The sequence below is a fragment of the Alphaproteobacteria bacterium LSUCC0719 genome (genome assembly GCA_040839025.1).
Classification (GTDB): Bacteria; Pseudomonadota; Alphaproteobacteria; order Puniceispirillales; family Puniceispirillaceae; genus UBA8309.
Window position 1 is genome coordinate 23,879 of record JBFPJN010000009.1, and the last position, 11,174, is coordinate 35,052.

The 11,174-nt window shown below is 58.9% G+C and carries 13 protein-coding genes and 1 tRNA gene; 3 read left to right on the forward strand and 11 right to left on the reverse strand.

Going from position 1 to position 11,174, the window contains the following annotated elements:
* Positions 1–4 precede the first annotated feature (4 nt).
* From AB3X55_13130 to rpmH, 10 genes are all read right to left on the reverse strand, one after another.
* Positions 5–571: a hypothetical protein gene (locus AB3X55_13130; protein ID MEX0504529.1), complete on the reverse strand. Its 567-nt coding sequence runs from the start codon at positions 569–571 to the stop codon at positions 5–7.
* Complete coding sequence (gene dapE / locus AB3X55_13135; protein MEX0504530.1) at positions 568–1,722, reverse strand: succinyl-diaminopimelate desuccinylase; 1,155 nt, start codon at positions 1,720–1,722, stop codon at positions 568–570. The genes AB3X55_13130 and dapE overlap by 4 nt, the downstream gene beginning before the upstream one ends.
* Complete coding sequence (dapD, locus tag AB3X55_13140; GenBank protein ID MEX0504531.1) at positions 1,722–2,582, reverse strand: 2,3,4,5-tetrahydropyridine-2,6-dicarboxylate N-succinyltransferase; 861 nt, start codon at positions 2,580–2,582, stop codon at positions 1,722–1,724. Before dapD ends, dapE begins: the two co-directional genes overlap by 1 nt.
* An 82-nt stretch (positions 2,583–2,664) precedes the next feature.
* Positions 2,665–3,357 (reverse strand): pyrimidine 5'-nucleotidase, encoded by a 693-nt coding sequence (locus tag AB3X55_13145; protein MEX0504532.1) that lies wholly within the window; start codon positions 3,355–3,357, stop codon positions 2,665–2,667.
* A 30-nt stretch (positions 3,358–3,387) separates the two neighbouring features.
* Positions 3,388–4,296: an acetylglutamate kinase gene (gene argB / locus AB3X55_13150; protein MEX0504533.1), complete on the reverse strand. Its 909-nt coding sequence runs from the start codon at positions 4,294–4,296 to the stop codon at positions 3,388–3,390.
* A gap of 116 nt (positions 4,297–4,412) precedes the next feature.
* On the reverse strand, positions 4,413–5,078 hold the full coding sequence (yihA, locus tag AB3X55_13155) for a ribosome biogenesis GTP-binding protein YihA/YsxC (protein ID MEX0504534.1): 666 nt from the start codon (positions 5,076–5,078) through the stop codon (positions 4,413–4,415).
* Positions 5,042–6,784 (reverse strand): membrane protein insertase YidC, encoded by a 1,743-nt coding sequence (gene yidC, locus AB3X55_13160; GenBank protein MEX0504535.1) that lies wholly within the window; start codon positions 6,782–6,784, stop codon positions 5,042–5,044. The genes yihA and yidC overlap by 37 nt, the downstream gene beginning before the upstream one ends.
* Before the next feature lie 47 nt (positions 6,785–6,831).
* Complete coding sequence (gene yidD, locus AB3X55_13165) at positions 6,832–7,128, reverse strand: membrane protein insertion efficiency factor YidD (GenBank protein MEX0504536.1); 297 nt, start codon at positions 7,126–7,128, stop codon at positions 6,832–6,834.
* Complete coding sequence (rnpA, locus tag AB3X55_13170; GenBank protein ID MEX0504537.1) at positions 7,125–7,499, reverse strand: ribonuclease P protein component; 375 nt, start codon at positions 7,497–7,499, stop codon at positions 7,125–7,127. Before rnpA ends, yidD begins: the two co-directional genes overlap by 4 nt.
* Before the next feature lie 18 nt (positions 7,500–7,517).
* Positions 7,518–7,652 carry a 50S ribosomal protein L34 gene (rpmH, locus tag AB3X55_13175; GenBank protein MEX0504538.1) on the reverse strand — a complete coding sequence of 45 codons (135 nt, stop codon included), beginning with the start codon at positions 7,650–7,652 and terminating at the stop codon, positions 7,518–7,520.
* Positions 7,653–7,846: 194 nt separating this feature from the next.
* Here rpmH and AB3X55_13180 point away from each other — a divergent pair, with 194 nt between their 5' ends.
* Positions 7,847–9,073, forward strand: a complete 1,227-nt coding sequence (locus tag AB3X55_13180; GenBank protein ID MEX0504539.1) for a sensor histidine kinase — start codon at positions 7,847–7,849, stop codon at positions 9,071–9,073.
* A gap of 11 nt (positions 9,074–9,084) precedes the next feature.
* Here AB3X55_13180 and gpt read toward each other — a convergent pair whose 3' ends face one another.
* The gene (gene gpt, locus AB3X55_13185) at positions 9,085–9,567 is read right to left on the reverse strand and encodes a xanthine phosphoribosyltransferase (protein MEX0504540.1); all 483 of its coding nucleotides are present in this window, start codon (positions 9,565–9,567) and stop codon (positions 9,085–9,087) included.
* A 190-nt stretch (positions 9,568–9,757) separates the two neighbouring features.
* Here gpt and AB3X55_13190 point away from each other — a divergent pair.
* Positions 9,758–9,834, forward strand: a tRNA-Arg gene (locus AB3X55_13190).
* Between the two features lie 77 nt (positions 9,835–9,911).
* A complete protein-coding gene (locus tag AB3X55_13195) occupies positions 9,912–11,042 on the forward strand; it encodes a DUF6538 domain-containing protein (protein ID MEX0504541.1) in 1,131 nt (376 codons plus the stop codon).
* The last annotated feature ends 132 nt before the right edge of the window (positions 11,043–11,174 follow it).

Genomic DNA, 11,174 nt, shown 5'->3' on the forward strand with positions numbered 1-11,174 from the left:
TGAATTATCCGGGCACCTGAACGCGGGACTGCACGAACAGGAACAGCCCGGCATCGATCACAAATGACAGGAACAACAAGCCGGTGGCGAACCAGCCACCGCGGCCGAGCTGATCGCGCCCAATCCGCCACAGCCAGTAGACCGTCCAGAAAATCAGGGGGGTGATCAGGATCAGCATCGTCGCGTCGCCGGACAGGATCACCAGATTCTGCACCAGACCGCCGACAAGATGCTGGACGTTCTCGACCCACAGAAAGGGGACCGTAAAGGCAAAAATCCTGTCGGACAGGCCGGCACCACGCAGAATGGTCGCAAACAGAAGCACCATGACCACCACGGCGACAAGCTGCAGGATCAGATTTGCCGCCAGCACGCCGACACCGGCACGAAGGCCCGGATAGACGGACACGACAAAGGTAAAGATCACCGACGCCCAGATGGCCTGCCACACGGCCGGCGCATCGAATACATAGCTTCCGCTCATCGGTCGGCGACCAAGCATCACCAGAATCGTCCGTTTGAACAGATCGGCAAGCCGTGCCACCGACAACGAATTCTCAGCTTCGCTCACGCCGCGCCCTCCTTGAAGAAGCGGCGGATACATTCCTCGTAAATGGCGCTCAGCCCGTCGATATCCGAGATCAGAACATGCTCGTCAACCTGATGCATGGTCTGCCCGACCAGGCCGAATTCAGCCACCGGGCACAGATGTGTGATAAAGCGGGCATCCGAAGTGCCCCCTGTGGTCGACAGCTCAGGCCGGCGGCCTGTTACCGCCTCGCTGGCATCCGACAACAGATCGGTCAGTCGGCCCGGCGCGGTGATGAAGGGGGCCGCGTTCGACTTCCAACTGACGCGCCAGTCACCACCAACCCTGGCAAAATGCTCTTCAAGCCAGCCGATCAGACCGTCCGCGCTATGTTCGGTATTGAACCGGATATTGAACTGCGCCTCGGCCCGCGCCGGAATCACATTCGTCGCCGGATTGCCAACATCGATTGTCGTGACATGCGCCACCGAGGGGCCGAAATGTGATGTGCCCGAATCAAGTTCACAGCCATTCACCGGCGCCAGCATCGCCAGCAGCCTTGTCACCGGGTTGTCGGCAAGATGCGGATAGGCAACATGCCCCTGGCGTCCCTCGACGACAAGATGGCCTGACAGGCTGCCACGCCGGCCATTCTTGATGATATCGCCAAGTGCGTTCGGGTTGGTCGGCTCGCCGACAATGCACATGTCGGGATGATGCCCATTCGCCGCCGCCCATTCGACCATCTTGACAGTGCCATTGATGGCGTCGCCCTCTTCATCGCCGGTAATCAAAAGACTGACCGATCCCTGCGTTTCATCCACAGGTATGCGGGCAATGGCGGCAACAAAGGCGGCAATACCGCTTTTCATGTCGGCCGCACCACGGCCATAAAGCCGGCCATCCTCGATCACCGCACCAAACGGGTCATGTGTCCAGGCATCGTGATCACCGACCGGAACGACATCCGTATGACCGGCGAAACTGATATGCGGACCATCGCTGCCGCGACGGGCGAAAAGATTGTCGACACGCCCGTCTCCCTCGCCAAAGGGAAGGCGCTGACAGACAAAGCCAAGCGCCGTCAGCTCACCTTCAAGACAGTCTAGCGCACCGCCCTCATGCGGCGTCACCGACGGACAGCGGATCAACCGCTGCGTCAGTTCGACAGCATATGACGGCGACGGTGTCATCAGTCGCGCAGCAATTCGTTGACAGAGGTCTTGGAGCGCGTTTTCTCATCGACCTTCTTGATGATGACCGCACAGGCCAGCGACGGACCGGGAGACCCGTCGGCAAGCGGCTTGCCGGGAAGTGTGCCGGGAACAACAACCGAATAGGCTGGCACACGGCCCATATGAACCTCACCGGTGACACGGTCGACGATCTTTGTCGAGGCCCCGATGAAGACACCCATAGACAGCACAGCGCCCTGTTCGACAACCACACCCTCGACAACCTCTGAACGGGCACCGATGAAACAATCATCCTCGATCACCACCGGACCAGCCTGAAGAGGTTCCAGAACACCGCCAATGCCGGCCCCGCCAGACAGATGAACATTCTTGCCAATCTGCGCGCAGGATCCGACCGTTGCCCATGTATCAACCATGGTTCCGCTGTCGACATAGGCACCAAGATTGACAAAGCTCGGCATCAGGATGGCGCCGGCGGCGACATGCGCCGAATGCCTGACAACACAGCCCGGCACAGCCCGGAACCCGGCATTGCGGAATTCGGTCTCGCCCCAGCCGGCAAATTTTGACGGCACCTTGTCCCACCATGACGCCGTGCCATGACCGGGATAGCTGGTACCGGACGGAATGACCGCCATGTCATTCAGCCTGAATGACAGCAACACCGCTTTCTTCAGCCACTGATTGACATGCCATTGATGATCACCGCGCGGTTCGGCGACGCGCGCCGCGCCACTGTCCAGCAGCTCAAGCGCCGCTGACACCGCGTCACGCACCGGGCCGGTGGTATCGGCATCGATCGTGTCACGCGCGTCCCATGCCGCGTCAATATCCTGTTCCAGCTGCGCCAAATCCATCTTCATCTCCATCTTTCTGTCACGGCGAGGCCGCGGTCACCGCGCTCGCACCGTCAATTTGTCTGTAGTTGATATCGACCTTTCAGGCCGGAATGGCAAGGGCCGAAAGAAAGCTCTTCAAATCCTCGGCAACAAAATGCACATAGGGCTCGTCGGCCCCCTTGGCAGCCCAGTCATAGTCGCTGACAAGCCATACTGTGCGCATGCCAAGCTCATGCGCCGGTTGCAGATTGCGGGCCATGTCCTCGACCATCACCGCGCCATGCGGGTCGATCCCGGTCTTGCTGACAAAACTGTCAAAGGCCCGCTGTTCGGGTTTTGGCACAAAATCCGCCCCTACAATATCGAAGATATGGTCGAAATGATGCCGGATGCCATAGGCGTCCAGAATGTTCTCGGCGTGTGGCACCGTGCCGTTGGTAAAGATGTGCTTGCGGCCCGGCAGGTCTGCCAGCATCCGGTCAAGCTCGGTCTCGCGGGGCAGATCACTGACATCAATGTCATGGACGAAATGCAGATAATCCTCAGGTGCCAGGTTTTGCTCGACCATCAGTCCCCGCATGGTTGTGCCATAGCGTTGGAACAGATCCTTCTGGATGACCCGTGCCTCGTCATGCGGCACATCGAAATGCCGTGCCACAAACTCGGTGATCCGGACGGCAACACGCAGGAACAGCTGTGATTTGGCCGGATAGATGGTGTTGTCCAGATCGAACACCCAATCCCGTATCTGGTCGGTGGGAAAGGTTTCCGGCGATTTTGAAACAGATGACATATGCAAGCTGCCTTTCTCGGATGTGGCCGGTCAGTCGGCCTTTATGAAGGTTCCCATCCCATGCTCGGTGAACAATTCGACAAGCAAGGCATGCGGTGCCCGCCCATCCATGATCACCGCAGCCTCGGCCCCCCCGAGAACAGCGTCTATACAGGTTTCAACCTTTGGAATCATGCCACCGGATACGGTGCCGTCCCGGATCAGCGCCTCGGCCTGGCTGACCGTCAGTTCGGTGATCAGGGTGCCCTCCTTGTCCAGCACCCCGGCAACATCGGTCAGCATCAGCATGCGGGTGGCACCAAGCGCGGCGGCAATGGCACCAGCCGCCGTATCTGCATTGATGTTGTAGGTCTCGCCATTGGCATCGCTTCCGACCGGCGCAACGACGGGAATCAGATTGGCGGCATTCAACGCATCCAGCACATCGGTATTGATCTTTTCAGGCTCACCCACAAATCCAAGATCGATCGCCTGTTCGATGGCGCTCCCCTCGGTCCGGCCCTTGCCAAGAAGCTTTCGTGCCTGGATCAATCCGCCGTCCTTGCCGCTGATTCCGACAGCACGGCCACCGGCACGGGCAATCGCCGCCACAAGTGCCTTGTTGATGCCGCCGGCAAGCACCATCTCGACAACCGAGATGGTGGCCTCGTCGGTCACCCGCAGCCCGTTGACGAAATTCGACTCGATTTCCAGCTTGGCGAGCATTTCGCCAATCTGCGGGCCGCCGCCATGAACCACGACCGGACGCGCGCCAACCTGATCAAGAAGGGCGATGTCAGCGGCAAACGAGGCAACATATTCCGCCTCGCCCATCGCATGACCACCGAACTTCACAACAATTGTCTGTTCCGAATAGCGGCGCATGAAGGGAAGCGCCTCGACAAGCATGCCCGTCCGTTCAATCAGCTTTGACTGCAGTGAGGAAGATGTATCGCCCATCATATTGCCTTTCAAAGTGCCGGAGCCGCAGCGCCGGGGCCATCACAAGCCGAGCGTCAACCTATCGGCAAGCTGGCATGCTGTGCAAGTGTTGTTCGCCCGGAACCGGCGGTGCGCTAGCCGCGCGGCAACGCCAGTCCGGCAAGATGCGCGCGAAGTTCGGCGATGCCATCGCCTTCCTGTGACGAGGTCACAAAAATATGCGGGTAGGCGGCGACATGGCGCGCAATCATCTCGGCTGTCGCGTCACACACCGCCTTGAGCGGTGTCGGCTTCAGCTTGTCGGCCTTTGTCATCACAACGGCCCAGGACACGGCGCTGGCATCAAGAAGCGCCATGATTTCCGAATCGGCACTGCCGACCCCGCGGCGGGCATCAATCAGCAGGAACACCCGCTGCAGGGATGCCCTGCCAGCCAGGAATTTACGCGTCAGCGTTGTCCAGGCCTTGATGTCGGTTTTCGGTGCCGACGCATAGCCGTAGCCGGGAAGGTCGACAAGCTGCAGCCGACTGGCCAGATCAAAGAAGATCAGCTGTCGTGTGCGGCCGGGTGTCTGCGATGTGCGGGCCAGGGCCCGCCGCCCGGTCAGCGCATTGACCAGCGATGACTTGCCGACATTCGAACGGCCGGCGAAGCAGATTTCAGGCAGGCCTTCAGGTGGCAGGACCTGCATGTTGTTTGCCGCCGCGATGAAATCGCAGCTGCCAGCGAACAGAAGACGTCCGGCCTCGATCTCGTCGGCCGTCAGCTCTCCTTCGCTATTCTGCGCATGATGTACCATTGCTGCGCCATCGAAAGAAGGTTGTTCCAGGTCCAGTAGATCACCAGCCCAGCCGGGAATGTCGCCAGAAGGAAGGTGAAAATGATCGGCATGAACTGGAAGATCTTCGCCTGTACCGGGTCTGGTGGAGCCGGGTTGAGACGCATCTGCAGGAACATCGAGATTCCCATCAGGATCGGCCAGACGCCAAGCTGCAGAAACGGCGGCAGGAAACCGACCGAATAGGGAAGCAGCCCGAACAGGTTGAAGACCGATGTCGGATCCGGTGCCGACAGATCGGTGATCCATCCAAAAAACGGTGCATGCCGCATCTCGATGGTGACGAACAGCACCTTGTAGAGGGCGAAGAAGACCGGAATCTGCAACAGCACAGGAAGACATCCCGCCGCCGGATTGACCTTTTCGGTCTTGTACAGTTCCATCATCTCGCGGTTCATCGACATTCTGTCTTCGGCGTGCTTTTCACGTATCTGCTGGATCTTCGGCTGCAACAGCCGCATCTTGCCCATCGACCGGTAGGACTTGTTGGCAAGGGGGAAGAAGACAAGCTTTACAAGCACTGTAAAGGCCAGCACCGCGATGCCGAAATTGCCAAGAATTCCATACAGCCAGTTGATCACCAGGAAGAATGGTTTTGTCAGGAAGTAGAACCAGCCGAAATCAATCGCCAGATCAAAATTCGGGATTCCGAATTCCTTGGAATACCGGTCAAGAAGCGAGACCTTCTTGGCACCGGCAAAAAGCCGTGTCTTGCTTGCCACCACCTGTCCGGGCTGCAGCATCTGCCCTTCTGCAGCGATGTAATCAACCTGATAGCGATCCTCGCCACCACCAAGCGATTTGAAGGCATAGTTGATCCGCACCGACTGGTCCGGTATCAGCGCGGCAAGCCAGTATTTGTCGGTGATGCCAATCCAGCCACCAGCACTTTCCGGCACAACATCGATCACACCGCCATCGGCGTCCTTCATGTCATCATAATCCTCCTCGCGAAGCGTCTCGTCGAACACGCCAAGCGCGCCTTCATGAAGGATATAGATGCCGGTTGTCGGCGGCGTGCCATGTCGCCTGACAAGGCCATAGGGAAACAGTGTCACCGGCACATCAAGACGGCTTTCGACACTGTCATCAACAGTGATCAGGTAATCCTCGTTGATTGACAGGGTCCGCCGGAAGGTCAGCCCCTTGCCATTGTCCCATGACAGCGACACGGGCGCGCCCGGTACCAGCGTCTGGCTATCGGCGACCCACAGGCTGTCAGCCGTTGGCATGGGTTGGGCATCGCTGTCGGCGGCCCAGCCGAATTCGGCAAAATAGGGACGGTCGGAACTTGTCTTCTGCAGAAAATGGATAAAGGGCGAATCGTCCGACTGGGTTTCGCGATAGCCGTTCAGCATAACATCGTCGATCCGGGCACCGGCAAGCGAGATCGACCCCGAAACAAGCGGTGCGTCGATGACAATCCGCGGGGCGGTATCCGCGGGGCGTGATATGGCGGTCGACACGCCTGATGGTGTCGCGGTGGCGGTGCCAGCCTGCGGCGTGGCATTCTCGGCCGTGGCCTCGGACGCCTGCATTTCGGCAACCGCCTGCTGACGGGCCGCTTCCTTTTCCAGCTCCGGTCCAACAACGAAGACCTGCCAGCCAAAGAGCACTGCCATCGACAGCGAGATGGCGAGGATCATGTTACGGTTTTCGGGGTTCATCAATCATGTCCCTGTGCGTTTGATTGCACCAGATGTGAAACAGGCACTCAGCCATGGTGTCGGCCTTGTCCAGCCGCACCATCATCGCCGGCGCGCGGCACCGGATCAAATGCCGGCGTTGCCCACGGATGGCAACGCGAGATACGTTTTAGCGCAAAGATTCCACCGCGCAAGGGGCCATGACGTTTCAAAGCCTCGACAGCATATTCCGAACAGGTCGGCAAATGACGGCAATTGGCACCAAGAAGGGGGGAAATGAACAGCCTGTAAGCCCAGATCAAAAGGATCAGAGGCGCCGCCAGAAGACGTTCAACGGCGCGCCGCAGACCTGAAAACACCGTCATCGGGATGCCTCCGTCGGGGCGCCGTGCTGGCGATCCATGTTGCGATGAAGATAGCCGACAGCCTTGGACAGATCGGACACAAGGTCGGGCCAGGAGCGATCAGCCGTGCCATGGCGGGCAATCATCACATAGTCGATTCCCGATCTGGCATGGGATGACAGTTCAGTGCGGGCCAGCGCACGAAGACGACGGCGCGCCCTGTTGCGCCGCACCGCATTCCCAACTTTTCGTGATGCTGTAAGCCCGAGACGCCAGTCAGGCCGACCGGTTGGCACCGCCTGCAGGATAAATCCCCGGGATATTGCTTTCATGCCGCTGTCGCGGGCGGCCAGAAATCCAGCGCGTGACGGGATGCTGGCCGGTTCGGTCACCGCAACGCCTGCACGTCGTCAGGCAGACAGACGTGCCCGGCCCTTGGCACGGCGTGCCCGAAGGACGCGGCGACCGCCAACAGTGGCCATGCGCGCACGGAATCCGTGACGACGCTTGCGGACGAGAACACTGGGTTGATAGGTGCGTTTCATGGCGGCGCTCCCTTCGCACAATCAATAGGTTGTCAGAAACTGGACGGGTTGTAGGGTGCGGGCGGCCGGGTGTCAATTGTTTTCAGCTACCGGGATGCTGATAACCAACGCAACATGACATGAACCGAAACGCTGACCGTCCGAACACTAACGCGGCCTATACTGGTCGGATTGGGAAAGTGGGGACGATCATCATGCGCCACCCGGTTTTATATTTAGCCATTTTTGCTGCGGCATGCCTTGTCGTGACGTTGGTATCGACGCTTGCCACGACGAACGCCGTCTATCGCCAGATAGCATTTTCGCAGGAAAGCCAGGTGGTGACGCCGGCCCCTGTGCGCCAGGCGGTCACCATTGACCTGCGGACCACATCAACGCTGCAGCTTGCCGCGACAAGCCTTGTCATGATTCTCCCCGACCCGCGCCAGCCCATCATTGTGGCAGGTATCGACGGTGATTCGCGATGGCGCTTCGACCCGAACAGGCCGGGATTTCGCACCGCATTGCGGCTCATATTCCTCAGATGGTTCATCGCGGGCGCAGCCCTTGCCGGAGTGATCATCTGGATGGCCCGGCGATATCTGACGCGTCACTATTCGGCGCCACTGACAGCCCTCATCGACACAATCAATGAATTCAGCGACGATCCCACCGTGGCAAGCGCGATTCCCGACGCCATTACGCAATCGTCGGAATTCACCGCCGCGGCAGGGGCGCTGGAATCACTGCAACGCAACACCCTGATCGCGCTTCGCCAACGTGAACGGCTTGCCGACATCGGCGAGGCGGTGGCCAAGATCAATCATGACATGCGCAATGTGCTGAGTTCGGCAACGCTGGTTGCCGACACGCTGATTGCCTCGCAGGACCCGCGGGTGCGCCGCGCCGCGCCGCATGTCGTGCGTTCGCTGGAACAGCCTGTGGTGCTGTGTCAGTCGATGCTGGACTATCTTGCCGAAACGCCGGTTCCCAAACCGGACATCATCAGCATGTCCGAACTTGCCGGCGAGACAGCCTCCGATTCGGGCATTGTGGTGAATTATACCGGGCCGGACAGGCTCTATCTCGACCGCACGATGATGGCCAGGATCCTGTTGAATCTGGCGCGCAATGCGGCCACCGCAGGAGCGTCACGGATCACCATCGATATCTGGCGTGCCGGCCGGCTTGGCGTTGTCGACATTGCCGATGACGGGCCGGGAATACCCCGCAGCCAGTGGGAAGATCTGTTTCTGGCCTTTCGCAGCCGACAGCGCGGCGGCTCGGGGCTTGGACTGGCCATCGCGCGCGACCTTGCGGTGGCGCAGGGAGGGAATCTGAAACTGGCCCGGTCAACCGGCGAGGGCAGCGAGTTTCGGTTGCAATTGCCGGTCGAGATGTTCAGCGGCCCGAAATCTGCAGGAGTATCACCCGAGGTTTAGGCAGCAGACGATCAGGCGCGGCGGCCGATGATCGGTGTTGACGGCTGTGGTTCCATGTCCCAGGGAAAGAAAATCCACGTATCCTGCGACACTTCGGTGACAAAGGTGTCGACAAGCGGCCGGCCGGCCGGCTTGGCATAGACGGTGGCGAAATGCGCGTCCGGCATCATGGTGCGCAATGCCTTTGCCGTTTCACCAGTGTCGACAAGATCATCGACAATCAGCCAGCCCGCACCGGAACCCGCACTGGGCGCACTCTTCAGAATGTCCAGCGAACCCTGTTCACTGCCGTGATACGAGGAAATGCAGGCGGTCTCGATCAGGCGAATTTCCAATTCCCTGGCCACGATGGCCGCCGGTACCAGCCCGCCGCGCGTCACCGCCACAATGCCCTCGAAGGGACCAAGTTCAAGAAGCCGCCAGGCAAGTGCCTTTGATGTGCGGTGAAGCTCTTCCCAGGACACCGGAAACGCCTTGTCATACCCGTCTGTCATGTCTTTCACCCCTGAAGCAATCACGTAACGCCGACACAAAATCCAGATTGCCTGACATTAGCCTGTCCGCCGGCATTGACAAGCCTGTTTTGCGGCCCTGAAAGCCACCCTGAAAGGACTTGCCAGCCCTGCTGGCATCGCCTATGGTGCGCGCTGCTGTGACGGGGGCGATGCCCACCCGCCACACACCGCGCTCGTAGCTCAGCTGGATAGAGCACCAGACTACGAATCTGGGGGTCGGGAGTTCGAATCTTCCCGAGCGCGCCATCCCTTCATCTGAACCGCCCGGATACCTTCGTGTTTCGCCTGCCGACGCAATCGGCGGTAGTACAAATGGTAGTACAATGGCGAACAGAAGGGTTCCGTACCTCTACACCAAACGCGGTGTGTTCTATCTTCAAAAACGTGTTCCAGCAGACCTCCAACGCCGATATGGAAGACCGTTCATCCGCAAGTCACTTCGGACCAAAGACCCCAAGCAAGCAAACCGGCTAGCCAGCAGCCTTGTTGATAGCCTCGAACGTGAGTGGCTCGATCTGCGCTTCGGCATCTCAGAAGAAACGCCAGCCTCTGATCTACTGCTTTTGCAGAGAGAACAGGAGATTCTGCTTTCAGTTGCCTGTGCTGACTATTGCAGAATGAAAGGACGGACTGACGATAAGAAGTTCCGGCAGCTTGCAGAACGCGTCACAGACCATGTGATCAGTCTGTCTGGTGACAAGGCTATTTCCGCATACAGCATCCATGATGCAAAGGCATTCCGAGATGCACTGATTTCGAGAGGTGTTTCAACACTGACGGTCAAACGGAACTTTGCTGTCATACGGTCGATCTGGAATTTGTCCGCAAGAGAGCATGGCATCAACAAGCCAAACCCTTTTGCAAACATGCACTACGGCACGGGTGCAGAACCTGTTAAGCGCATGCCAGTTCCCATCGACAGCATCCGTCTTGTTCAGAATGAATGTATGAAGCTGGATGATGACATCCGCTGGCTGATCGCACTCATAAGCGATACCGGTATGCGGCTTGCCGAAGCAGCTGGCCTTCGCATCGGTGATATACACCTCGAGGGCGACATACCCTTTGTACGTCTTGAGGAACATGCATCGAGACCATTGAAGACGGCTGGCAGCCGACGAGACATACCGCTGGTCGGATCCGCATTGTGGGCAGTACAACGTGCAGCCGCGGAAAATGACGGGCCGTTCTTGTTTCCGAGATACTGCTCCACCACGAAGTGCAAGGCAGACTATGCCAGCAACACTCTGAACAAGTGGATGAAGCCATACGTACCGGACGGATGTGTCATCCACTCTTTCAGGCACAGTCTTCGAGATAGGCTACGCACATGCGAATGTCCATCTGACATCATCGATCAGATCGGTGGCTGGGCGACCACATCTGTCGGTCAGGGATACGGCTCGGGCTACCCGCTAGCGAACCTACATCGGTGGATGAAACACTTGGAATGAACTGCCGGGCGTCGGCAGGCGAAACACGAAGGTATCCGGGCGGTTCAGATGAAGGAATGGCGCGCTCGGGAAGCGGCTTATCCTGTGTGCTTGCCTGCAACTCTGCGGATTCTGAATCCCGCGAACCTGTTT

Excerpts from the sequence above, each read along its gene's own strand:
- AB3X55_13195 (MEX0504541.1), top strand. The coding sequence starts at position 9,912 with ATGGCGAACAGAAGGGTTCCGTACCTCTACACCAAACGCGGTGTGTTC.
- AB3X55_13180 (MEX0504539.1), top strand. The coding sequence starts at position 7,847 with ATGCGCCACCCGGTTTTATATTTAGCCATTTTTGCTGCGGCATGCCTT.
- yidD (MEX0504536.1), bottom strand. The coding sequence starts at position 7,128 with ATGACGGTGTTTTCAGGTCTGCGGCGCGCCGTTGAACGTCTTCTGGCG.
- argB (MEX0504533.1), bottom strand. The coding sequence starts at position 4,296 with ATGGGCGATACATCTTCCTCACTGCAGTCAAAGCTGATTGAACGGACG.
- yidC (MEX0504535.1), bottom strand. The coding sequence starts at position 6,784 with ATGAACCCCGAAAACCGTAACATGATCCTCGCCATCTCGCTGTCGATG.
- dapE (MEX0504530.1), bottom strand. The coding sequence starts at position 1,722 with ATGACACCGTCGCCGTCATATGCTGTCGAACTGACGCAGCGGTTGATC.
- gpt (MEX0504540.1), bottom strand. The coding sequence starts at position 9,567 with ATGACAGACGGGTATGACAAGGCGTTTCCGGTGTCCTGGGAAGAGCTT.
- yihA (MEX0504534.1), bottom strand. The coding sequence starts at position 5,078 with ATGGTACATCATGCGCAGAATAGCGAAGGAGAGCTGACGGCCGACGAG.
- AB3X55_13145 (MEX0504532.1), bottom strand. The coding sequence starts at position 3,357 with ATGTCATCTGTTTCAAAATCGCCGGAAACCTTTCCCACCGACCAGATA.
- dapD (MEX0504531.1), bottom strand. The coding sequence starts at position 2,582 with ATGGATTTGGCGCAGCTGGAACAGGATATTGACGCGGCATGGGACGCG.
- rpmH (MEX0504538.1), bottom strand. The coding sequence starts at position 7,652 with ATGAAACGCACCTATCAACCCAGTGTTCTCGTCCGCAAGCGTCGTCAC.